Here is a 22,796-nt window from a genome sequence, read left to right as displayed (position 1 = left end):
CCTTTAGTTCTGATAGTTTGAAGATTGCCCATGGTAGTGAAGAGGGAGTTATATCATGTCCGTTTATATCGTTTGTGTAAACCCAAGGGTGAATATCTACAGGAAATAATGGTTTTTTTCTTGCGAGGGTAGCCTTTCTTCCTCTTCTCTCTTCCCTCTTCCTTCTTCCCTCTTCCTTCTTCCTTACCTTTGCTATACAAGACCGATGCTGCCGGACATGATATTAAAGGTTTTTTGCAACTCTTCTATAGTGAATTACTGTAAGACATTGGTTTTAATTTGTGGGAGTATTTTAGATTAATTATTATCAATATTATAGTCCGTACTACGAACTTAACTTCTGACTTTTGACTTTTGACTTTTAACTTTTAACTTCAATAGTTTTAGGTAAAATGAAAAGAAATCAAACTTCTGAACTTCTGAAAAAGATGAAATTTCTACCTCGCATTCTTGGTCTCACTTTCCTGTCACTAACTCTGACAAATTGTTATGGGAAATTACCACCAGAAGATATTGCCTCTCGACTAGAACCTAGTATTGTCAAAGTATTTTATAAGAGTCAACCCGGACATGGAACTGGTTTTTTTGTGTCTGGAGAAAAGGGAGTCTGTACTGTACTAACAGCAGCTCATGTTGTGAACAAAGAAGGCGAAATATCATTAGAGACTAAAGATGGAATTGAGGATGTTGCCAATGTTGAAATATTTCCCAGTGATATAGATTTAGCTTTGGTCACTTTTCGCCCAGATGGAGGAAAATGTAATTATCCGGCGTTGAAAATAGGTAATTCTGAGAATCTGAGAAAAGGTTACTCAGGAATTCAAGCTTATGCCACAACTTTTAAAATAGTATAGGAATTGTAATTATAATGCTTAAAGAACAACAAAAGGTTAATTTAAAAGTTATTCTTACAGAACGTCTGAAAAATTCCTACTCAGAAATTGCTGAGTTTTGCCAACACTGGAATATTACTGAATTAGCTTTATTTGGCTCAGTATTGCGAGAATATTTTCACCCTAATAGTGATATTGATATTTTAGTAGTTTATGATTCTTCTTGCCAGTTAACATTGTCAAAATTATTAGATATGCAAGAGGAATTAGAAGTAAAATTTGGACGTGCAGTTGATTTAGTAGAAAAAGCTATGATTAAAAATCCCTATCGTTTAGCTAATATTTTAAAGACTTATCAAGTAATTTATGCAAAACAATAGAGATATCGCTTCAGTTTGGGATATGGTACAGGCAATTCGTCGAATCCAGGAATTTACTACTGATGTAAATTACAGTGAGTATTTAGAGAACATTTTGATACAAAGTGCAGTAGAGCGTCAATTTGAAATTTTGGGTGAAGCTGCACGTCGAATATCTTTAGAATTTCAACAATTACCGAATTATTAATTATTAATTATTAATAATTAAATAATTCGCGCCTTGAAGCCTCCCCTTTTAAGGGGAAAAAAGCGGTCGTTTGCGGAGCAGTCCGTTAGGATGGGATGGCGAAGTCCCCTCGCCATATCCAATCGACCAAGACAGCGGTCGTTTGCTTCGCAACGCTGACGCGAAACGCGACAGCGGAACGGAGTTCTCTCTTCGGAGGTTCCCGTAGGGTGGGATGGCGCCATTCGGAGCGGGTCTGCAAGAACGGGTCTCCTCGCCATATCCAATCGACCAAGAAAAGAAATAATATTTCCTTATATTCAATTCCGTAGCGGTTTTAACCAGAGGTAATTATCAATTATTCATTATCAATTATCAATTAATGAAACCCTCAGATAAATTAGCGCAGTCTTATTGGTTTAAGAAATATTATTGCTCATCGCTATGATGAGGTGAGACCAGAAATTTTGTGGGGAGTTATTGCGTCAGATATTCCCATTTTATTAGAGCAGTTAGAGGTTTTATTGCCTCCTCTTTCTAATGAATGAAGATTTTGGGTTTTGATCCTTCAAAAATTGTGTTACTTATATGATATAATCAACCAGCAAAATTATCAGCAATTAAAGAAAGAAAGTCGATTATGGCAACTTATTTAATCACAGGAACTAATCGTGGTATTGGGCAAGAATTATGTAAACAAGTTCATAGTAAAGGTGACAAAGTAATTGCTGTTTGTCGTCAATCTAATCAAGAATTAGAAAATCTAGGAGTGCATTTAGAAACTGGGGTAGATATTACTTCTGAAAAAGATGTTGCTAACCTAGTTAATCATCTACAAGGGATAAAATTAGATGTATTAATTAATAATGCTGGAATAGTCGAAAGAGAAAGAAATTATCTAGATGATTTAGATTTTGATAGTATTCGCAAACAATTTGAAGTGAATTCTATAGGAACTTTGCGCCTAACTCATGCTTTATTACCCTTAATGGAATCTGGCTCAAAAATTGCTATTATTACGAGTAGAATGGGTTCAATTGATGATAATACTTCCGGTGGTTCTTATGGCTATCGAATGTCAAAAGTTGCAGTTAGTATGGCAGGTAAATCTTTGTCTGTCGATCTAAAACCACAAGGAATTGCTGTAGCAATTTTACATCCTGGTTTAATTAGCACTAGAATGACAAATTTCACAGGAATATCTCCAGCAGAAGCAGCAGAAAATTTGTTAGCTAGAATTGACGAATTAAACTTAGAAAATACAGGTACTTTTTGGCACGCAAAGGGTGAAGTATTGCCTTGGTAGTATAGCGCTGTGCGCAGGCAACAGGCAACAGCTCATCTGGGGGAATAAATTGCCGTTTGCGCAGCATCTCCGTTGGAATAATATAAGACTTTTAGCTATTGGGCACCTCCTGCAATTTGTAAATATACCAGCGCACACTGCTATAATACTATAGCGCCACCCACAAGTCAGAAGTCATATCATCTCCGGTAGCATCGGTATTGTATAGCAAAGGTAGGCAACAGCTCCGGAAGGCAACAGCTCCGGAAGGCAGGAAGGCTTAAGACAAGAAAAAACTTAAATTCCCTGTAGATATCCACGCTAACTTTTACACAAACGATTGCCTTCGGGCATGATATCAGAAGTCAGAAGTCAGAAGTAATCCCTGACTAACTTTGAGGATTTATAGATGTCCTCCTTCCTTCTGTTGTAGATAACTAAATGCCTTCTTTCTTCTTTCTTCTTCCTTCTTCACTCAAATTCTACATTTTCGTAAATATCTGACAAAGAGATTTGAAACTCCACCGAACTTAAAGATAAAATAGCTCCATCACCTTCATATTCTGACAACCACCATTTACCATCCTGAGTTTTGCTAAACTGTTCAACATAATATCTGTATTGGTCAATGATAATATATTCCTGCAAACTATTTACTCTCCGATAATACTCGAATTTTTGCCCCCGCTCATAACCTTCTGTCGATCGCGACAATACTTCGACAATTATCTGAGGATTAGTAATAGTATCTCGCCTAGCTTCAGCATAAATAACTGGAGTAGAAATTACCATCACATCTGGATAAGTGTAAATGTTTTTTGTCGGTATTGACAAACGTAAATCACTCATAAAAGTTTCGTAAAGTTGCCCTTTAATGCGGCTTTGTTGCATGAAAGTAGCGATCACAAAAAACTCCCTTAGTTGGAAGTTAACTAGATTTCTACTTTGTAGCTCTGGGGTTTACCCTACGCGAATCATCACGTTGAGTATGGAACATTGTATAAACAACTCCACTGCCTGACTATCAAATTTTCGTCGTCGTAACTTGCCTCCAAAGAGAGATTTAAGCCTGAACATCGTAGTTTCCGACAACGAACGTCGGTGATAACCACATTCACATTTCCATTTCTTGCGTCCTACAATTCTTATTCTTCTGAGGTTTTCATCTGGTGGTCTGAGGTCGGCTTTTGCAGTTGCCATGCTGACCTATTACTGCATTTTTCCTGGGTGAAATAGTTGCTTTTGCTCCAAGTTGTCTGGCTTTCTCATAACACTTATACAAGTCATAGGCTCCATCTGCTGATACTTGGGTGATTTCACCTTCTACCCCATCTAATAGGTCACAAAATACTTGGTCGTCACTCACATCATTAGTTGTTACCACCGCTGTGACAATCTCTCCAGTTGCCTCATTCACACCTAGGTGTAGTTTACGCCATGTTCTGCGCTTCCCTACACCATGAATCCTAGTTTTCCATTCTCCTTCACCGTAGACTTTGACCCAATAGTGAATCTATTACTAAGTGAATCCCTTCTGCCCTTGTTATAGCTGGTATGGCAATATTTAATTTTCTGACTCTACGGCATAAAGTGCTATGGTCTGGCACTGGTAAATCTAGTTCCATCAAGTCAAATATAGATTCCACAAATCCTTCCGTCTGTCCCATACGCTAGTCCGTACAAGCTACTTAGAGTGACCATTAGTTCAATAGCTACATCACTATAAGTATTAGATGCTCCTCTACGTCCTGTCCTCTCTTGGTTTATCCGCTGCTCTATTACTTCATCACTCAGCCAAAATGTCAAATTCCCTCTCTGCTTTAAGGAAGCATCATACTCAGACCAGTTGCTGAGGAGGTACTTGGACTTAGACTTAGATTTGGACTTAGATTTGGACTTGGAGTTATATCATGTTCGGTTAAATACTTATAAATAACTGTTGTGAGGAGTCAGGAGGACCGAGTCAGGAGTCAGGAGGGAAGAAAGGAGGAATACATAGGAAATATTGGAGAATAGTATTGATAATTTCAGTATTTCTTTTGTACTGTCGGTACTATCAGTCCTTAAATTTTATTGTAACTGATTATCCGAACATGATATTACTCATCTCTACATTGATATTGATATAGATTTGTTGTGCCACGCACTATTATTTTTAACCTCTAAGCTCTATTTGTGCAACAAAGCCCTTTAATGCCATACTTTAATGTTGCGCAAAAGTTACCAAAAATTCGATTATGATTTACAGTACCTCCAGTCATTGGTATTATTTTTCCATCACGATATTCACTTCTAAATTCAGCAGTTTTTTCCCGCTCTAGATACTCTTCGGCAGAATAGCGAATTTGGGTAGCTTGCATTTAGTTTTATCCTATTCAACTATCATAATTAATACCAGTTTATTTCTTAAATTTGAGGTAAGAAGGAAGAAGGAAAAATATGACGTTGTCTGAGTTTTAAGCATTTATTAAGAGTCATAAATCAGGAGAGAAATGAGATTCAAATCCTATCCTATTTCTAGTCCATTAGGGTGTGTTTTGCTGCCGCATAACTCCGTTAACGCTCCGCAACATATTTGCGGAGCATGACCATAGGAAAAAGCAATAGCATAACTGAGTAAAACCCTATATCTATTGTCACTGCGTAAGTCTTATTATTATTATATTTACCGAAAAATTGTGGGTATGCGCCTCCCCTTTTAAGGGGATAATAAGCGGTCGAGGGATGGCGAGGAAACCTGCGCCATATCCAATCGACTCCTGTGAAAAAAAATTTTCATGAATTTGTCAATCCTCTTCAATTCATGGAGAGGTAATTATTCATTATTCATTATTCATTATTCATTATTCATTATTCATTGTTGAATTCTCCCTGTACGGACGTTACATGCAACGTTCGTACCCACTCCCCCTCCTGGAAGGGGTTAGGGGTGAGTCCCCCGCTTAAGAAAATTCTGTTGATCGCTGGATTTAGTATTACAATGAATATATCAATAGAAACTATGTGATTAAAATTATGCAAAAATTTATTAGTCTATTTTCCCTCATAGCATTATTACAATTGCCAATAATTGTTCAAGCTCAAGAAGAAATAGTAGACCCCATAGAAAGAGTAATTGCTGCAGGATTAATGACCAAAGATGCAACCGGAAAATTTAATCGCAATGAAATTATTAGTAGAGCAGAATTAGCATCAATTTTAGTCAAAACATTTGATTTAGAAAAACGTGAATCTTCCCAGAAACCAAATGTTAAATTAAAAGATGTTTCTTCAGATTATTGGGCTTATAATGATATTCAAATTGTCCTCAAAAATGGTGTAATGAGTGGCTATCGTGAGGGAATGTTTTTTCCCAATTATAAAATTAATCGAGCTGAAGCATTTGCTATTTTTGCTCAAGCTTATGGTGTTTTTCAGTTTCCTGAAGAGAATACTAAAAAGCTATTAAATAATTACCCAGATTCAGATAAAATCCCTAGTTGGGCAACAAAATCAATAGCAACAGCATTGTATGAAGGTTTTGTGAATACTGAACCAGGTACAAACAACATAAATCCTTTAGCACCGATGACTCGTGGAGATATGGTTTATGCTTTGAATGCTTATTTAGACCGTCAACAACGCCCTGCATCTCTTCCCTGGAATGATGATTTGCTTCCAGGTGTAACCAGGTAATATTCAATATTCAATAATTAATTATTAATTATTAATTATTACCTTTCCTTGAAAAAACGACCGCTTCGCTTGTTTATCCTTGCTCATGAGAGGCTTTAAACCTTAATTATTCGGTAAAAAGGAAGAAGGAAAAAGTGGATGGGTACTCAAACACCAACAAGCTTGTAAACACTGTGTAGATGGCGGGGTATTAAACCCAAAATAAAAAGATAAAAAATAAAAAAGTGGATATACACAAGGTGAAATTTAGGTATCAATTCCAATAGGTATCAATTCCAAATTGAAAAAATTACAAATTATGACAGTAAAAATAACTTACTTCTTTATTACCGAAAAATTGTGGGTATGCGCCTCCCCTTTTAAGGGGATAATAAATAAAAATTTTCATGAATTTGTCAATCCTCTTCAATTCATGGAGAGGTAATTATTAATTATTCATTATTAATTATTCATTATTGAAAGCAGTTTCCGCGCGTTATGAGGTACAGAGATTAACTATTGAATGAATGCAAGTGCGGACATATTGCCCGCGATGGGTGTGCCTCACGCTTAGTGGAATCTGCTATAGATCTACTTATGCAGGAACTTGAAACTTATATAGCGCTATGCATTAGGTGTTTGACATAAATAGAAGCAGCAAACCCTTTTGTATTCATCTGTTGCCTATTGCCTTCCGGAGCTGTTGCCTTGCACGTAGCCCTATAACCAACTTTCCAAACTGTTTTTATCTACTCAAACTTATATGTAGTTTCAAACCACGATTACAATTTCAATAATGTCAAATTAAATATATTTTATCGGATGGCAAAAAAACGAATTTTACTAATAGATGACGAAGAAGATATTAGAGAAGTTGCCCAACTTAGCCTAGAAATAGTAGGTGGTTGGCAAGTAATTACAGGTAGCTCAGGTAGCGAAGCTGTTGCTAAAGCAGAAGTAGAACAACCAGATGCTATTCTCTTAGATGTAATGATGCCTGAAATAGATGGATTTTCTACTCTTAAACAACTACGAGCTAATCAGGCCACTCAGCAAATTCCAGTAATTTTCCTGACAGCGAAAGTTTGTTCAGAAGATCGCCATCAATTTTTGCAGTTGGGAATAAATGGAGTAATTACTAAGCCTTTCGATCCTATGTCCCTGGCAACTGAAGTAGAGACAATTTTGGGTTGGGTTCCATAGGAGTAATACCATTTCTCAAAAACTTTTCTACATTTTATTGAGTGGGGGAGTAGGGGAGTAGGAGAGAATTAAACATGAGAATCATTAACATTAACTGGGCTGCTAATTAGCACAAAAATTATTATACCTGTGTTAATTACTTAATAACTTAAGTGTTACTTACAGCACTTTTTAGGAAGCCAGGACTTACGCAACAGCACTAATTATAGTGATTGTATCCAGAATAATGACGAAGTTATACGCTATATATAGCGGTACTGCGTAAGTCCTGGAAGCGTGAGGTACAGTTCATTAATTCTCTGTTGCCTGTTGCCTTCCGGAGCTGTTGCCTAAAGTCCTAAAATTTTGTACCTCACTAACTCCGAAACTACTTTCAACAATTAATAATGAATAATGAATAATGAATAATTACCTCTCCATGAATTGAAGAGGATTGACAAATTCATGAAAATTTTTTTTTTATTATCCCCTTAAAAGGGGAGGCGCATACCCACAATTTTTCGGTAAATATAGTATTAATCAGTGGGAATTGATATAATGGCTTTGACATACTCCCGACGTTGCGCATAGCGCGACAACGAGGGATTCTTCAGTCATGAAAAAAATGACCGCTTTTTTGACAGAGGTGATGTCCTCCCCCTGTGTTGACCTTGAAGATAACATGCATACCTCCTAGCTTGTCAAGGGTATAGGAAGTTTTTATTTGTGGAGGTATCCGACTCTTGGCCCAGGGTTTCCCATACGACGCTCCCCTTCGGGAGAGCGCGGGACTTCCCGCCAGGGAAGTTAAATTGACTACTGACTACTGACTACTTCTTCAAGTTCAAAAAACTCTAAACATTAGTGACTAATAATTACGCAGAAAAAAAAATCTGATATAAACTAAAGTAATATATTATGTAAAGTCACTCTGTAGACTTATATAGATGTTAAACTGGGAATTTTTGCTACAGAAAGAAGGCGATCGAACCTGGCTACCTTTAGAATCAGCCGATGTGGAGATTCTAGAAGGTCGTTATCGGATTGTGGCTCATACCCATATAGCCAATACAGAAGTCCAAATTCAGATTATTCACAATTCTACCGAAGAAGTCCCACCCTTAAGGCGAGTTCAGAAACGTTCTAGTCGTACCCACTCTCAAGGTCTCATCTCTATTATCCCTTTTACCCGCCTCAAACCTGGTCAATGGGAATTTCGTTGTCAAAGTAAACCAACTACATCATCTGTCAAAGCCAAACAACATATTGTCCATTTAGAAGTATTGCCTACTGATTATGATGATTCAGATTTCTCACAAGCACTAGATGTTCAGAGTCAAGAACTATATCCATTAACAGATTCAGAAACTCAGGAAAATGAGTTTATTGCTAATGAAAATATATCTGTTTTTTCTAGTCAAATAAGCTCCATAGATCATCCAGAAGAAAATACAGAAAAAAAAGATTTTGAATTAACAACTAAATCAGATGAAATAGAATTATTGGATGCTCAGATTGAAGATAAAAATCCCACTAATTTACTAGATGATGAAGAAGAAAATTCAAGTATTCAAGCTCAAAACCAACTCGAAGAACAAAGTCATCCATCAGACATTAAAGATACAGAGAAAAAATTAAAAGAACTAACTGAAACTCTCAGACATAATTCATCAATACTTGGGCAAGTTGAGCAACAACAAGCAATAGAATTAGAGGCAAATCAACAGGCAGATACCAACGTCACTAATCAGACTAACTCTACTATAAATTATCCTTTACAACTAACCTTAAACCAAGCATCTTATACTGCTCAACCAGGAGAAGCTTTAATTATATTTGGTCAGATAATCTTAGATAATCAAACTCAAAATCTTCAATCTACAGAAGGTTTTAATCACGTCATATCGCAGAATACTTTCACAAAAAATGATTCCTCCATTCCAGAAAATAATACTCCAATAGTTAATGGGAATTTAAAAATTTGTCTGCGTAATCCTCAAACTTCAGAAATTTTAATTGATATACAACAAGCTCTACCAGAGCAAGTTCCACCTATTATATTTGCTTGTACAGTTAATGTTCCAGAAAATATTAAAACTCGTTTAATATTAGGGCAAATTATCCTCACAAATAATACAGCTACTTTAGCTAATACATCTTTTACAATTATAGCCCCACTACAGAATTGGTTAACAGCAATTGATGATAATTTTACTGAAGATGACCATCAGGAAATGGCTGCAAAAATAACTCAGGCAGCAAGAAAATCAGAGCAAAAATCTCCTTCTTTTCAGGAGTTAGTAGAAAAAATTAATCAAGTTAAACCCCAGAAGGAATCTGATATAGAACAACCCTTACCACCACAGATATATCAACCTGTTGAAGGAGAGGGAGATTCTGGAGCGCTCAAATTGCCAACCTTTGGAAACCCACCACCGGAAAAAATGGCCAAAGGCAAGACTCTGATTAATGAGTTATTGGCCAAGTCAAATGCTCCTCAAGATTCAGATGAATTAGATGATGTCTGGGGAGGTCTAGATAAACTTCCAGAACAGACAATTTTACAAGGGGAAGAAATAAAAGAGTCAGAGTCGGAGTCGGAGTCGAAAACTACTGAGGAAGAAGAAGTGTCTTCTATAAATCAGCAAAACCTTGTTCCCTTTCCTACAAAATTTGCTCCTAGAAAAGAGGCATTTAAGGCTTTGAATTTAGAGGATAGATTTTTTTATCGGCTGAATTCTTTGGTTAATGATTCTGAGTTTTCCCAATGGATGAAAGCTTCTTCTTTATCTCCAACTGAAGAATTAGAGAATATATCAGAAGATCAACATAAAACTGGGACAGATAAGTTGCAAGATAGTGACTCTATAAATACGATAGTTGATGATCAAGAACTTCCCAGTGACAATTCTGATGAAATTAATTGGGAAGCACAAGAGTTTGTTGTTGAAGATGAACAAATAGAGCAGCAAGAAAAGCAATGGAATGATGGTTTAGCAAATGTTTCTCAGTCGGAAGATGAATCAATTTCTAGACAACCTTATATTTTACCAGACGATCAACCAGTGCCAGTGCCTCATTTAGAAGTACTGGCTAAAGATGTAATTGCTGGAAAAGATGTAAAAGTTAGAGTACAATTACCGGAGGGTTTGCCTCGTATTTATGTTAAGATTTGGGTTTACGACCGCCAAGCTCAAACAATAGTTACAGGACCACGTTGGTTAACTGAATTTATTCCTAATGGCATAGGGCAAATAGAGGTAATTACAGATTTGTATATTGCTTATGGTTGTTTGGAAATAAAATTTGAAGCGATCGCAGCTGAAGTACAAACTAACCGCGAGAGTCATAGGGCAGTTATTGAACATTTGGTAGTTCCTCCTCCTCCTCCAATTTTGCCTTTTGATGATTTGAGTTTGAGTTAGACATTTTTTCTAGGTGAGTTCTGGGGCAAGACCAACTTGTAGGTACTAAGGCAGGCCAACCTTTGCGTAAAGCTTCTATACAGACAGCATGAACTGTTAATTGGCAGTCTAACATTTCGACCCCTTCTTTTTCAGCTTGTTTTTGGCTAATTTTCGTTATAGAATCATCGTTAAATTCAAAAGTTTTGTGACATTGAAGACAGACTAAATGATGATGTTTATGATGGTTGGGGGAGTTAATCTCATAATGTTTGTGTCCTTCAGCTAATTCTAGTTCCCGCAAAATACCTACTTTTGTCAAGAGATGTAGGGTTCGGTAGACAGTAGAAAGGCTAATTTTTTCCTGTTGATGCAACAACAGATTATATATTTCTTCTGCATTTAAATGTTTACCTTGAGGTAAGTGTTGAAACATTTGTAAAATAGTCTCCCTTTGGGGAGTCAAACGCCAACCTCTTTGATTTAGTTCAGACTTAAGTGAATCATGCTGATAGAATACCATTTTTATGATTGCCCAGATTTGCTTCTGAATAAACGCATTACTAATATGAATATATACTTATTGAGATATTTTTGCAAGAGCTAATTTGGCTCAAGGCTGACACCGTTTCACGGAAGTCAGAAGTCAGAAGTTAGAAGTCAGAAGTTAGATTCGATCAGCTAAAAACTTTGACAAGACAATAGCTTTAGGCAATTATTTGATATTTAAAGGAGCGAAACTATTTGTAAAATAAGGTGTAAAATCAACCATTATTTCAGAAATAGACATCTCCAAAAATCAAAAATAAAATCAATTATCGTACAGAAATAATTAATTATTTCCCCCTCCATACCTATTCCCTATTCCCTATTCTCTCTTTTCTGGAGATATCTAATGAGACTTGATATTAGCTGAGAGCTAAATGGAGTGTAGTTGCCAAATTCAAAGACAAAAAAATTTCTACTACTACCTTTTCATATTATGTCTGCTTAATTAATTATAAAAAAAACCTAAAAGCTATACATCCGTAGATTATTTAATTATTTATTAACAACTAAATATGATTTTTCGTATTTCATATTACCGAAAAATTGTGGGTATGCGCCTGCCTTTGGATAGGGGATAATAAGCGGTCGTTTGCGCAGCATTCCGTAGGATGGGATGGCGAGGTCTCGGAGCTGTCCGACCATCGACTCCTGTGAAGAAAAATTTTCATCTCTTTGTCAATCCTCTTCAATTCATGGAGAGGTAATTATTCATTATTCATTATTAATTGTTGAATTCTGCTGTAATATTATGTCCGGTTGATTACTTATAAATAAAATTACGAAGGAGTCAGGAGTCAGGAGGGAAGAAAGAAGCAAGAAATAAGAGGAGGAAAAGGAGAAAGTTTTTTTGGTCGCGTAAGCGGAACGGAGTTCTATCGCTAATTATCCGGACATGATATAAGTCCTCAGCACAGTTGTTTATAGAACCCCTAAGCGTATCTTCATAAATATTAAATTTTTCTAGCTAGGAGACAGGAGGGAAGAGGGAAGAGGGAAGATGTGGGGAGAAATAATACAAAAAATTCAACACTCCTTTTCAGATTTTTCCTCACTCATTGATGCGCGAAAAGACTTGGCTACCATAATTATATAGATCTCAAATGGGTTCTATAAAATGTCTAAATAATTAGATAATAATAAAGTAACTATAAAAAACTTAGGGGGTGCATCTCATATTTGCAAAAATACTTTATTTCCTATATATTCCCTGTTGCTTCTCTTGGTGCGCATTCCCTCTCTTGGTCGGCGTTCCGCAAGCGAGCTGGCGTCGTCGCTGGGTCCGACCGCTTGCAACTGACGTCGTCGCTGGGTCGCACCGCTGTTGCCTGTTGCCTAAAAGCGATAATTTTTTTGCTTTATTCACGCATTGAGATGCACCCAACTAAGGGCTAATTGTTAATTTTTATATGACATTTCCAACGAGTACTAAATAATGCTTTAATAACATACTTGGGATTGATCTAATTTACCTAGTTTATAGAAAAAAGGCCATGTTGAGAGAGTGTTTGTAAAGCAAAGATTAAGAAAGCGTATTGCCTTAATATTCGATATGTTCGGTGGGTTACGGCACCTAGATTTAACATTCCTTTTACAAACAGTCTCTTAGAGCTAATTAATCAGATTTTGTCCCGAAAATTTGATCGAAAAATCCATAGTTAATCAACAACTTAAAAAATGAACGAAGAACAACGTCAAGCATACTGGCGTGCTAATACAGCATTAATCAGAAACTTGCTAATAGTTTGGGCTTTAGTTTCAATTGTTTTTAGCATTTTATTAGTCCAACCCTTAAATGCAATTCAATTCTTTGGTGTTCCCTTGGGTTTTTGGATGGCACAACAAGGTTCAATTTATGTGTTTGTCATCTTAATTTTTACCTATGCCATTCAAATGGATAAACTCGATAAAAAATATAACATGGATAAACTCGATAAAAAATCTAATACTGACAGGAGAGACTAAATGAGTGCAGAAGTCTGGACATTTATACTCGTTACTATTTCCTTTATGGGTTATCTGTACATTGGATGGCGATCGCGAGTTAAAGATAGTAAAGGCTTTTTTGTCGCTGACCAAGGTGTACCTGCTATTGCCAATGGTGCTGCTACTGGTGCCGACTGGATGTCTGCCGCCTCATTTATCTCCATGGCGGGGTTAATTTCTTTTTTGGGTTATGATGGTTCCATCTATCTGATGGGATGGACTGGCGGTTTTGTACTATTAGCACTACTACTCGCCCCATATCTGCGGAAGTTTGGTAAATATACAGTACCCGACTTTGTAGGCGATCGCTACTACTCAAATGTTGCCCGTATCGTTGCAGTTATCGCTGCCATCTTTGTTTCCATGACTTACGTTGCTGGGCAAATGCGGGGTGTAGGTATTGTTTTCAGTCGCTTTTTACAAGTTGATATTGGTACTGGCGTTGTTATTGGGATGATTATTGTTGCCTTTTTTGCCATCTTAGGTGGAATGAAAGGCATCACTTGGACTCAGGTTGCCCAATATACTGTACTCATTATTGCTTATCTGATTCCAGCTATTGCTATTGCAACAGTTATTACAGGTATTCCTATTCCTCAATTTGCCTTTACTTTCAGCGATATTGTCGAAAAACTAAATCAGGTTCAGGTAGACTTGGGTTTCCAAGAATACAGCGCTGCTTTTACTAACAAAAGTATGCTGGATGTTTTGTTTATCACTATTGCGCTAATGGTGGGAACTGCTGGTTTACCTCACGTTATTGTCCGTTTCTACACAGTACCTAATGTAAGAGCTGCTCGATATTCTGCTGGTTGGGCATTATTGTTTATTGCGATTTTGTATACAACTGCTCCTGCTTTAGCTACTTTTGCTCGGTACAACTTAATTGAGAGTTTACACAATAAAACTTTGGAGGAAGTGCAACAGTTAGACTGGGCGACAAAGTGGAAAAATACTGGTTTATTAGAATTTACCGATAAAAATAATGATGGTAGCTTCCAACTAACTCCAGATATAGAGACTAATGAAATTAGGATCGACAGGGATATCATTGTTTTGTCTACTCCAGAGGTAGCTAAACTTGCTCCTTGGGTAATTGCGTTAGTGGCAGCAGGAGGGTTAGCTGCTGCTTTGTCTACTGCATCAGGTTTGTTGTTGGTGATTTCTAGTTCCATTGCCCATGACGTTTATTATCGAATGATCGATCCGGGAGCATCAGAGTCGCGACGGTTAATGGTAGGGCGGATCATGGTAGGGTTTTCCATTGCTATTGCTGGTTACTTTGGAGTTAACCCACCAGGGTTTGTTGCTCAGGTAGTAGCTTTTGCTTTTGGTTTAGCTGCTGCAAGTTTTTTCCCGGTAATTATTTTGGGTGTGTTTGATAAGCGCACTAACCGAGAAGGAGCGATCGCTGGTATGGTATCAGGTTTGTTGTTTACTACTATCTATATTATTGGTGTCAAATTCGCTGGAATGCCAACATGGTTTTTCGGCATTTCTGCTGAAGGTATTGGCACTGTGGGAATGGTGTTGAATTTTATTGTGACTTTGGTAGTGTCTCGAATGACACCTCCACCACCATTGGAAATACAAGAAATGGTAGAAGATTTGCGATCGCCTGTAGCTGTACCTGCTCCCATTAGCGATATTGGGGAGGAACAGTTGGATTAATTTCAAGAAGGAAGACTTCCAGTAGGGTGTGTTAGCGCCAGCGTAACGCACCGAAAATCAAGGGCGGTGCGTTATATTTCATTTTTCCTGACGGAATGCTCCGCAAACATTTCCCGCAGCAAAACATACCCTACTAGAGTACTTGGTAGTTAAGCTAAAATATCCTAAGTTAAGTTAAACTGGTAATGTAATATAAAAGTGATTCAGAAACAAAAATGGCTACACTTCAGATAGAAAACTTACCTAACGACTTCAAAATCAATCTCTCGGAGTTATTATCTGGTATCAAACCTGGAGAAGAAATTATTATTTTAAATCAAGGGGTGGCGATCGCGAAGTTGGTTCCCATGTCTCCCTCATCTAAGCGAATAGATAGTTTGGGGCAGGATAGAGGAAAATTTGTCGTGCCAGAGGATTTTAACGAACCTTTACCACAAGAGATTATGGCAGCATTTGAGGGAGAGTAAGAGTGAAACTGTTATTGGATACCCAGTGCTGGTTATGGTGGTTTGCTGAACCTGAACGGTTAAACGAAGAGGCAACCACCTGTATTGCTGATGAAAGTAACGAATTGTGGTTTTCTGCTGCTAGTGTGTGGGAAATAGCAATCAAAGTTGCCTATGGAAAATTATCTTTGCCAGAACCGATAGATACCTGCATTTATAGTCGCATAGCGTCGTTAAATATGCAAATTTTAGAAATTAGTGCTGGTCATGCGTTAAGAGCGGCTGCATTACCGTTACATCATAAAGATCCTTTTGACAGAATGCTAATTGCCCAAGCTCAGATAGAGGAAATGACGCTTATGAGTGCTGATTCAATGTTCAGGCAATACAGCAATATTACCCTTCTTTGGGCAGGAAGTTAGTTTTTGGAAGGCGATCGCTCATGTCGGTTGGGTTGAGGAACGTTAGCGGAGCTTATCCGTAGGATAAACCAAACACAATATAGATACAGTCTAGGTTTTTGTTGGGTTGCGCTGTCGCTTAACCAAACCTACAATCTACAATAGCTAACCTCACTGTTTCCTTACTCTTATCTTCCCATTAGGAATTTAGATTAATTTAACTTCATAATACCAACCATTAGAAAAAGAACCGACAGGTTGATAACCCTTATTCCATAACGCATTTTACCAGAATTAAATTACATCTGATTGATGACTATAAAACAGCTTGTCTAATTACCTCTTCAAAAGAAGAATCGAATAATGAATTAATATTTAATTCTAACAACCTGACAATTTTACTTTCTACTGGACGATCGGGAAAATGACCCAATTTCTCAACTTGACGCAACAAACCATTATAAAATTCTTCATACTCTCCTTCAAAACCCATAAGAGTTATGGTTGTTAAAGCTAACCCAAGGGTAACACCATGCTGACGAAAAAAATGATAATGACTTCCTCTATATTCAAACTCATCTGTTTCATCAAAATAATGTTCTGTTGTTTTTTGCAAAACTTGAATTACCATTTTATTGATATTCACTCTAAAAATACAATTATTAAGCTCTTGGTGAAAGCTGAAAATTTGAGATTCAAACACACTCAACTCATCAAGACAACGATTAACAACTTCTTGTAGTTCGTTAATTGCATCTTCTGGAGAAACAAATTGCTCAAAATAATTGATAGTTAGACGATTTCTTATTTCTTGAATATGACCGTTCATTTCTTCAATTCTAGCATTAATTGTTTCATCAAGAGCTTCTAATTCAAGATTAAAAAATTTGATAAATTCAATCCAAAAATTTATCTCATCTTGAGCATTTTTACCGAATAGATTACGTTCTTTTATGAGTTCTTGAGTTGACCTTCTAAGACCATCACGCTTGCCAATTTTTTGATTAAATTTGTTAATTTTATTATTTAACTTTGTTCTTTTTTCGTCAATATGTTCATCTTCTTCTTGCCAATCTTCCACTAAAGAACCAATATAACTATATTCTGATTGAATTGAGTTTTGTTCTCTATCTAAATAATCACTTTCTTGATCGATAGATTTTCTAGCTTCATGAGTTAGTCTTGCAGAACTACGATTAATTCTGTGAATATTAGCATTATATCGATCTAGTCGATCTTTCCATCTTTCACAACGAGAGTTTAAAGTCTGACGACGGGATAAAAGGTTAACATAATTAGCCTGATGAGTTTCTATACGAGAATTAAGTTTTCGTCTCATATTCTCGATTTCTCCATCTAGTGATTCAATGGAATTATTAATCTGATTAACATCTTCAATTTTTGATAAAATTAGATTCCACTTTGACTCCAGTTGTTCACCGTAAGATTCTTTATCTTTTTCCCATTCTTCTAACTCTTGATTCCTGAACTCGTATCCTTGTTGTTGCACGTCAGAAAGATAGGTTTTAATTAATTCATTAAATGAGTCAATGCTTTCATTTAAAATATAGTTAACTGCTCGATGAACATACTCCATTTTATCCTCTAAAGATTCAGATTGATTTTGTTCTATTGGATTAGCTAATATTTGCTGAACAATAGCATTGACTTGTTGAGCAATGGAATTATCCGCTTGTTCAGATTGAATAGGAAGACTTACCAAAAAATCAAATAGGGTGTAACAAATTTTATGTAAAGGTTGATCGCAGGTATTTGTACCTGTCGCTCTTTCACAAGCAGCATGAGCATATATTCTGACTAATTCTCGTTTAACTTGACTTACATATTCATCCGGTGTTTTTTGTTGTTGATAGTTAATTAATTCTTGGAAAATTATCCCTTTTTGACCTGATAATATCTGTTGAGATTGATGTAATAATTCTGAGATTCCTTCTCCTGTTAAACAATTCACACCGACAATCATAGGTTGAGAAGCTTCTCCTAAAATATCACGGTGAACTTTAAAAATTTGGGTAGCTACATCTTGAATATTAGCTTCAGTAGCAAAATAACTCATTCCTGTTTGTTTATTAACAAACATATTAAAGACGTAAATAATATTTTGATGACATTTTAACAAGTCTCTTAAGTATTTTCGGTCTCCTCTTGCAAACTGTTTGTCTGGAGCAATCAAATAGTAAATTAAATCAGGTTGAAAATTGAGGCTTTGATAGTGACTAATAGTTAAAGTTTGTTCAGAAGGAGATTGCTCTTTTCTGTATCTAAATAAACTAACTTCTGAGACAAAGGGAAAATCCTCAACTTGATTAACATTTAAAGCAACACGATTATAATTTTCTAAGAAATCATCACTACATACCCCAGGAAGATCAAAATATTTTAAACCAATAGGAAATTCAATTAAGTTAATTTCTTTGGTACAATCTTGACGACCAGTTGAGAGAAAATAATCAATTCCTAATAAACGATTTCCTAATGTTGTTTTACCACTGTGAGTTCTTCCAGTAGCAAAAATATTAATGGTGCTGAGATTTTGTGGATAATTTGCTAATTTATCAATGATAAAACTAGCACGAATTTGAGATATAGAGGGTGGATTGAGTTGGAAATACATAGTATATTACCTAATTTTTAGAAAAACTTTACCATTGGATAGGAGAGAATGGCTTGATCTTCTGTAATGATGATTAAATCATGCTCTAAAGATTGACAGAGTAAAAGACGATCAAAAGGATCATTATGTAAGGGCGGTAATTTAGCTAATTGAGTAATCGTAGTTTCAGCAATAGATAAGCTATAAATTAGATGTATTTCACGTTGTTGGGGAAGGTAAATTTCAGGAGATTCTGGTAATGGTAATTTTCCTAATTGATATTTAATTGTTGCTTCCCAAACAGAAACTACACTGAGATAAATCTCGTTATCTTGATTACTAATAGCATCATAATATTTGTCTGCTAGTCGTTTATTATTAGTAATAAACCACAGAAAAATATGAGTATCTAAGAGTATGTTCATGGATTGGTAAATAGGTCAATAATTTCTTCAGGAAGGGGTTCGTTAAAATCATCAGGTACAATAAATTCACCTTCACATAAACCAATAGGGCGGCGTTCTTTTTGAGGTGTTTTTGTTGGTATTGGTTTAATTTCAGCAATAGGTTGATCTGCTTGAGTAATGATTAAGCTATTACCTTCTTGAATCAGTTTGATAAATTCTGATAAATTGTTTTGAATCTCATCTATGTTTAGAGTAATCATGGCGTTAGTTTTTATGGCATTATGGATAATTGAAAAAATTTATTCAAGTAAATATTTTTTTTTGAAATGGAGTAGGTATTAGCTACCCCATTTAATAAAAGATTATTTGATCAAAGAACCTTCTAAAATTTTGATGATTTGTGCTTCTGCTACATCAGGATCGTTACTTTCTGCTAATTGATTGATTTTGTCTCGATAACGACTCAAAGTAGCTTGTATTTGTTGTTGACCTAACTTAACTGCATCTTCAAAGTTAAAATTATTTTGCAAATCAGCAGAGGAATTAGCACTTTCAATTCCTAAACCAATAGCTAATAAGTTTTCAACAACAGGATAACCACCTTGAATAAATTTTTCACCAACTTTTTTGAGTTTTTGAACCGTGTAGGGAACGTCTTTAAATATCTTTTCTTTACGGGGTTTCATATCATCTAAACGCTTTTCTATTTTGGTAACTTTTTTGACTACAGGTTCTATAACATCCTCATTGACAGTAATTTGTTTTTTTTGCTTCTTCCCCCCCATTGCACCACCTGCTAATGCACCACCAGCCATCATAGTACCCAAAATAGGTAACAGTGCTAGTCCACCTGTTGCTATACCAGCCGCAGCAGCACCAGCTAAACCAAGAGCAGTTGCTCCTGCGCCTGCTAATCCACCAACCGCAGCACCCCCAGCAATGCGACCTGGAGATCGCCCAGCATCAACAGTTTCAACTCTTGATTGTGTTTTTTCTCGATAATCTATTTCAACATCTGGCACTTCTACATCTTCATATACCTTATCCCAACCTGCAATTATTTCTTCCGATTCTTTTTTGTACTTAACAACATCAACCATTGTTTCAATGGCTTTAGCACGAGATGTTTTAGTTTGAGACGCCAACTCATCTACTAATTGATAAAGTTCCTTTTCCATTTCAGCACGAGCATCTTCTTCTAAAAATACACTAATCCCGTAATCACAAACCGCAGCATAAGCTTCATTCAAAATCCCTTTACCGAAAGGTGTATCTACTCGTTCAGTTGCTAAACGACTAGCAATATAAATTAAGGTTTGCCGATAACGGTAACTGCGTTCTTTCTTAGCAAATTCTTTTAACTCATCTTTGAGTACCTGCTGCATATTGCCAATTTTTTCTGATGGCAAAATCTGACAAATGAACTCGGTAATCTGACTAATTCCTGTCCCGGTTAAAGAGTCTATTTCAACGATAGGAGGAATTGTGTTAGGGTAAAACTTCTGATAAATTTCCGTAATAATTTTACGAGCATCTGCCAGATTTTGTGGTGTGGGTTTTAATTGACCATCTGGAGTTCGGTGGATATTGAGAGCAAAGATAATATTCTGATTTCGATGGTGTTGTGTTTGAGACTTTAGTAATGCTCTCAAATACCGTTTATCATCACGAGTAAACAGCATATGAGGAGCAACTACATAGAGAATAATATCAGCACTAACAAATTTTTGATTGTTACTAGATTGCCAGTTGTCAACCCCAACAACTTCTTCCTTAATTCCTTTAGTTTCATATTCAGAGAAATCTAAAACCTTAAATTGACTAACAGGGGATATTTCTTCGTCTTCATCTGTAATTTGTTCAATTACTAATGCCGCACGATTGATATTCTCAAACTCTTCATTACTTCCTGCACCAGGTAAGTCAAAATAGCGTAAATTACTAGCAAGTTGAAAATACTGAACGCTACTGGTACAATCTTGATGACCATGAGATTCCATAGGAGGTTTGCCTGTTCCCGTATCCAATAAGGTATTCCCCAGTGATGTTTTACCTGCTCCTGTACGACCTGTTGCATAAAAATTAACAGGTTCAGGGTACAATTTTCTTTTCTTTTGCTCTCGAATATAAGCCTCAGATTCTAAACCTGATAAATCAAGTTCTCTTGCATCTAACATTCTGAGAACTTCAGGACGATTTTGAAACAGCATTTTGAGATTTTGCAAAGGATTATTAGACATAATTTTTTACTCCTTGTTTAGATTAATAGACAAATCTTTGGATGGGTTCAAACTTGGGTTTTTCTAACTCTTGTTGATACTCAGCTAATTTCTGTTGTTGAATTTCTTTAAGTATCCCTAAATTAGTTTGCATCCATTCTGGAGGAATATCCGTTTCCATTTCTAGTAAACGGGGTTGATGTAATGGATTAATATTCAGATAGTACAAATCAGCTAAAAAAGCAGCCAATAATTGATGAATTTTGATGATTGATTGCCGAATAGTAATCATACTATCTTCGGAAGTTAATCCCTGTTCAATTAATTTTTGTTGTTCAGCTTTCCAGTGCCAAGGTAATGTTAGTGATAAGGGATTTTCTAATCCCCAAAACGTGACATGAAAATAAATTTTATGGTCAGTAATATCACTGTAAATTACCACTGTGGGAACTGGGGATAAGTCTGATTCTAATTGTTTTACCTCCGCATCAAAGATGGCAGTTTTGAAAAATTTACCGTAATATTCCACCGGACAAGTATCATTATTTAGAGGATAATGTTGCTCCAGAAACTCCTTTACTTCGCTTCTGACTTCTTTTTGCAGATTAGTATTAAATTCTGGACAATCACTAATATCAGGAGGCGAAATCATCATCACTAAACGATGTTGTTTCTGTGCTTCAATTAATAATCTTTGCATTTCCTCACGACTGATAATTCCTGCCCAATTTTCTCGATCCCAATTGGATTGAATTTCAGTTAGTTTGAGAGCGATTTGATTAGCTTCCTGTTCACGCTGAAGCTCAAGATTGAGATAACTGAGTTTACGCCTTTCGTTCAAGTCTTCAGCCATTAACTCAAGTTCTCTTTCTCTTAGTTGTAAAGCTTTTTCTGCTTGTTGTCTTTGACCTTCAGCGAGCTTTATATCCTGTTTTAATCGAGTTTTTGCTAACTCTAATTCTTGTTTTCTGAGTTGTAAATTTTTCTCTGAAATTACCAGGGTTCGCTCTTCTCTTTCAGCTTCAGCTTTGGCAATTTCAATATTAGCTAAAACCTCTACTTCTCGCATTTTGGCAAGATCGGCTTGGATATTAACTAACTCTTGCTCACGTTCACTTTTAGCTCGAAAATAATCAGCTTCAGCTTTACGCGATCGTTCATCTTTTTTAAGAGGTGCAATGACTGGTTTTGGTCTTGATTTTTCTGCTAATTTTCTTCCTGCAACGACAGAAATAACTCTACTAGCAGTCATCGTAATAAAGCCACCAATCGCAGCGAAAACCAACGGAAATGCCATAATTATTGCTCCTAGTCAATCACAATCACAGTCGTCGTCACCATCAAAATCATCGTCAGAATCATCGCAGATACCATCGTTGTCGAGGTCTTCACAATCGTCGTAATCATGTTCATAATAGCCATCGGCTTCCTGAGAGTAATTTGATGAATCATCGGAACTACCGTAATTGCTGGCTCGGCGGCGATGACGTTTAAGCTCATCAGTAAGAGCGTTAAGAGAATTATTTAGGTTACTTGTCATAGTTGAACTCGAAAAATTGACTTATTAGATTGGATTACGATTACTTTGTTCGGCTTGAACTT

The 22,796-nt window shown here is 36.3% G+C and carries 21 protein-coding genes and 1 pseudogene; 12 read left to right on the top strand and 10 right to left on the bottom strand.

Features of this window, described 5'->3' with window-relative positions; genetic code table 11:
• Nucleotides 1-392 precede the first annotated feature (392 nt).
• The 5 genes from F6K23_RS17450 to F6K23_RS17435 all read left to right on the top strand — a co-directional run bounded on the left by F6K23_RS17450 (nt 393) and on the right by F6K23_RS17435 (nt 2,685).
• Entirely contained in the window at nt 393-854 is a 462-nt protein-coding gene (locus tag F6K23_RS17450) for a serine protease (protein WP_293158047.1), read from the top strand.
• Nucleotides 855-868: 14 nt separating this feature from the next.
• A complete protein-coding gene (locus F6K23_RS17445; protein WP_293158044.1) occupies nt 869-1,213 on the top strand; it encodes a nucleotidyltransferase family protein in 345 nt (114 codons plus the stop codon).
• Nucleotides 1,200-1,400 carry a DUF86 domain-containing protein gene (locus F6K23_RS17440; RefSeq protein ID WP_293158041.1) on the top strand — a complete coding sequence of 67 codons (201 nt, stop codon included), beginning with the start codon at nt 1,200-1,202 and terminating at the stop codon, nt 1,398-1,400. The genes F6K23_RS17445 and F6K23_RS17440 overlap by 14 nt, the downstream gene beginning before the upstream one ends.
• Nucleotides 1,401-1,792: 392 nt before the next feature.
• Nucleotides 1,793-1,927, top strand: coding sequence for a DUF86 domain-containing protein (locus F6K23_RS41885; protein WP_367267735.1), 135 nt, complete (start codon nt 1,793-1,795; stop codon nt 1,925-1,927).
• Between the two features lie 92 nt (nt 1,928-2,019).
• A complete protein-coding gene (locus tag F6K23_RS17435; protein WP_293158038.1) occupies nt 2,020-2,685 on the top strand; it encodes an SDR family oxidoreductase in 666 nt (221 codons plus the stop codon).
• A gap of 450 nt (nt 2,686-3,135) precedes the next feature.
• On the opposite strand, the gene F6K23_RS17430 is transcribed toward F6K23_RS17435, so the two are convergent.
• From F6K23_RS17430 to F6K23_RS17420, 3 genes and pseudogenes are all read right to left on the bottom strand, one after another.
• The gene (locus F6K23_RS17430) at nt 3,136-3,570 is read right to left on the bottom strand and encodes a Uma2 family endonuclease (RefSeq protein WP_293158036.1); all 435 of its coding nucleotides are present in this window, start codon (nt 3,568-3,570) and stop codon (nt 3,136-3,138) included.
• Between the two features lie 26 nt (nt 3,571-3,596).
• Nucleotides 3,597-4,470, bottom strand: a pseudogene (locus tag F6K23_RS17425) (IS5 family transposase).
• Between the two features lie 356 nt (nt 4,471-4,826).
• The gene (locus F6K23_RS17420) at nt 4,827-5,024 is read right to left on the bottom strand and encodes a hypothetical protein (protein WP_367267733.1); all 198 of its coding nucleotides are present in this window, start codon (nt 5,022-5,024) and stop codon (nt 4,827-4,829) included.
• A gap of 655 nt (nt 5,025-5,679) precedes the next feature.
• Between F6K23_RS17420 and F6K23_RS17415 the strand changes: the two genes are divergently transcribed.
• The 3 genes from F6K23_RS17415 to F6K23_RS17405 all read left to right on the top strand — a co-directional run bounded on the left by F6K23_RS17415 (nt 5,680) and on the right by F6K23_RS17405 (nt 10,925).
• On the top strand, nt 5,680-6,339 hold the full coding sequence (locus F6K23_RS17415) for an S-layer homology domain-containing protein (RefSeq protein WP_293158033.1): 660 nt from the start codon (nt 5,680-5,682) through the stop codon (nt 6,337-6,339).
• Between the two features lie 801 nt (nt 6,340-7,140).
• The gene (locus F6K23_RS17410; RefSeq protein WP_293158030.1) at nt 7,141-7,521 is read left to right on the top strand and encodes a response regulator; all 381 of its coding nucleotides are present in this window, start codon (nt 7,141-7,143) and stop codon (nt 7,519-7,521) included.
• Between the two features lie 926 nt (nt 7,522-8,447).
• Nucleotides 8,448-10,925 (top strand): hypothetical protein, encoded by a 2,478-nt coding sequence (locus F6K23_RS17405; protein WP_293158027.1) that lies wholly within the window; start codon nt 8,448-8,450, stop codon nt 10,923-10,925.
• Here the strand turns inward: F6K23_RS17405 and F6K23_RS17400 are convergent.
• On the bottom strand, nt 10,858-11,427 hold the full coding sequence (locus F6K23_RS17400; protein WP_293158024.1) for a Fur family transcriptional regulator: 570 nt from the start codon (nt 11,425-11,427) through the stop codon (nt 10,858-10,860). The two genes, F6K23_RS17405 and F6K23_RS17400, sit on opposite strands and share 68 nt — an antisense overlap.
• Before the next feature lie 1,700 nt (nt 11,428-13,127).
• Between F6K23_RS17400 and F6K23_RS17395 the strand changes: the two genes are divergently transcribed.
• The 4 genes from F6K23_RS17395 (at nt 13,128) to F6K23_RS17380 (ending at nt 15,975) form a co-directional block, all read left to right on the top strand.
• Nucleotides 13,128-13,415 (top strand): DUF4212 domain-containing protein, encoded by a 288-nt coding sequence (locus F6K23_RS17395; protein WP_293158021.1) that lies wholly within the window; start codon nt 13,128-13,130, stop codon nt 13,413-13,415.
• Nucleotides 13,416-15,107: a sodium:solute symporter family protein gene (locus tag F6K23_RS17390; protein ID WP_293158018.1), complete on the top strand. Its 1,692-nt coding sequence runs from the start codon at nt 13,416-13,418 to the stop codon at nt 15,105-15,107.
• 215 nt (nt 15,108-15,322) lie between these two features.
• Nucleotides 15,323-15,574, top strand: coding sequence for a type II toxin-antitoxin system Phd/YefM family antitoxin (locus F6K23_RS17385; RefSeq protein ID WP_293158015.1), 252 nt, complete (start codon nt 15,323-15,325; stop codon nt 15,572-15,574).
• A 2-nt stretch (nt 15,575-15,576) separates the two neighbouring features.
• Nucleotides 15,577-15,975: a type II toxin-antitoxin system VapC family toxin gene (locus tag F6K23_RS17380; RefSeq protein ID WP_293158012.1), complete on the top strand. Its 399-nt coding sequence runs from the start codon at nt 15,577-15,579 to the stop codon at nt 15,973-15,975.
• Nucleotides 15,976-16,270: 295 nt separating this feature from the next.
• On the opposite strand, the gene F6K23_RS17375 is transcribed toward F6K23_RS17380, so the two are convergent.
• From F6K23_RS17375 to F6K23_RS17350, 6 genes are all read right to left on the bottom strand, one after another.
• Nucleotides 16,271-18,589 (bottom strand): hypothetical protein, encoded by a 2,319-nt coding sequence (locus tag F6K23_RS17375; protein ID WP_293158009.1) that lies wholly within the window; start codon nt 18,587-18,589, stop codon nt 16,271-16,273.
• Between the two features lie 17 nt (nt 18,590-18,606).
• The gene (locus tag F6K23_RS17370; protein WP_293158006.1) at nt 18,607-18,993 is read right to left on the bottom strand and encodes a type II toxin-antitoxin system VapC family toxin; all 387 of its coding nucleotides are present in this window, start codon (nt 18,991-18,993) and stop codon (nt 18,607-18,609) included.
• Nucleotides 18,990-19,235: a type II toxin-antitoxin system Phd/YefM family antitoxin gene (locus F6K23_RS17365; protein ID WP_293158003.1), complete on the bottom strand. Its 246-nt coding sequence runs from the start codon at nt 19,233-19,235 to the stop codon at nt 18,990-18,992. The genes F6K23_RS17370 and F6K23_RS17365 overlap by 4 nt, the downstream gene beginning before the upstream one ends.
• A 102-nt stretch (nt 19,236-19,337) precedes the next feature.
• A complete protein-coding gene (locus tag F6K23_RS17360) occupies nt 19,338-21,215 on the bottom strand; it encodes a GTPase (protein ID WP_293158000.1) in 1,878 nt (625 codons plus the stop codon).
• Nucleotides 21,216-21,237: 22 nt separating this feature from the next.
• On the bottom strand, nt 21,238-22,491 hold the full coding sequence (locus F6K23_RS17355; RefSeq protein WP_293157997.1) for a hypothetical protein: 1,254 nt from the start codon (nt 22,489-22,491) through the stop codon (nt 21,238-21,240).
• A 15-nt stretch (nt 22,492-22,506) separates the two neighbouring features.
• The gene (locus F6K23_RS17350; RefSeq protein WP_293157994.1) at nt 22,507-22,734 is read right to left on the bottom strand and encodes a hypothetical protein; all 228 of its coding nucleotides are present in this window, start codon (nt 22,732-22,734) and stop codon (nt 22,507-22,509) included.
• Nucleotides 22,735-22,796 lie beyond the last annotated feature (62 nt).

The sequence above is a fragment of the Okeania sp. SIO2C9 genome, assembly GCF_010672455.1.
Taxonomy (GTDB): domain Bacteria; phylum Cyanobacteriota; class Cyanobacteriia; order Cyanobacteriales; family Microcoleaceae; genus Okeania.
This window is presented reverse-complemented; position numbering and strand designations above follow the sequence as displayed.

What these genes read in the sequence shown, in the direction of transcription:
- F6K23_RS17375 (WP_293158009.1), bottom strand. Translation starts at nt 18,589, where the DNA reads ATGTATTTCCAACTCAATCCACCCTCTATATCTCAAATTCGTGCTAGT.
- F6K23_RS17440 (WP_293158041.1), top strand. Translation starts at nt 1,200, where the DNA reads ATGCAAAACAATAGAGATATCGCTTCAGTTTGGGATATGGTACAGGCA.
- F6K23_RS17365 (WP_293158003.1), bottom strand. Translation starts at nt 19,235, where the DNA reads ATGATTACTCTAAACATAGATGAGATTCAAAACAATTTATCAGAATTT.
- F6K23_RS17360 (WP_293158000.1), bottom strand. Translation starts at nt 21,215, where the DNA reads ATGTCTAATAATCCTTTGCAAAATCTCAAAATGCTGTTTCAAAATCGT.
- F6K23_RS17370 (WP_293158006.1), bottom strand. Translation starts at nt 18,993, where the DNA reads ATGAACATACTCTTAGATACTCATATTTTTCTGTGGTTTATTACTAAT.
- F6K23_RS17385 (WP_293158015.1), top strand. Translation starts at nt 15,323, where the DNA reads ATGGCTACACTTCAGATAGAAAACTTACCTAACGACTTCAAAATCAAT.
- F6K23_RS17410 (WP_293158030.1), top strand. Translation starts at nt 7,141, where the DNA reads ATGGCAAAAAAACGAATTTTACTAATAGATGACGAAGAAGATATTAGA.
- F6K23_RS17405 (WP_293158027.1), top strand. Translation starts at nt 8,448, where the DNA reads ATGTTAAACTGGGAATTTTTGCTACAGAAAGAAGGCGATCGAACCTGG.
- F6K23_RS17420 (WP_367267733.1), bottom strand. Translation starts at nt 5,024, where the DNA reads ATGCAAGCTACCCAAATTCGCTATTCTGCCGAAGAGTATCTAGAGCGG.
- F6K23_RS17395 (WP_293158021.1), top strand. Translation starts at nt 13,128, where the DNA reads ATGAACGAAGAACAACGTCAAGCATACTGGCGTGCTAATACAGCATTA.
- F6K23_RS17415 (WP_293158033.1), top strand. Translation starts at nt 5,680, where the DNA reads ATGCAAAAATTTATTAGTCTATTTTCCCTCATAGCATTATTACAATTG.
- F6K23_RS17435 (WP_293158038.1), top strand. Translation starts at nt 2,020, where the DNA reads ATGGCAACTTATTTAATCACAGGAACTAATCGTGGTATTGGGCAAGAA.
- F6K23_RS17445 (WP_293158044.1), top strand. Translation starts at nt 869, where the DNA reads ATGCTTAAAGAACAACAAAAGGTTAATTTAAAAGTTATTCTTACAGAA.
- F6K23_RS17390 (WP_293158018.1), top strand. Translation starts at nt 13,416, where the DNA reads ATGAGTGCAGAAGTCTGGACATTTATACTCGTTACTATTTCCTTTATG.
- F6K23_RS17355 (WP_293157997.1), bottom strand. Translation starts at nt 22,491, where the DNA reads ATGGCATTTCCGTTGGTTTTCGCTGCGATTGGTGGCTTTATTACGATG.
- F6K23_RS17400 (WP_293158024.1), bottom strand. Translation starts at nt 11,427, where the DNA reads ATGGTATTCTATCAGCATGATTCACTTAAGTCTGAACTAAATCAAAGA.
- F6K23_RS17350 (WP_293157994.1), bottom strand. Translation starts at nt 22,734, where the DNA reads ATGACAAGTAACCTAAATAATTCTCTTAACGCTCTTACTGATGAGCTT.
- F6K23_RS17450 (WP_293158047.1), top strand. Translation starts at nt 393, where the DNA reads ATGAAAAGAAATCAAACTTCTGAACTTCTGAAAAAGATGAAATTTCTA.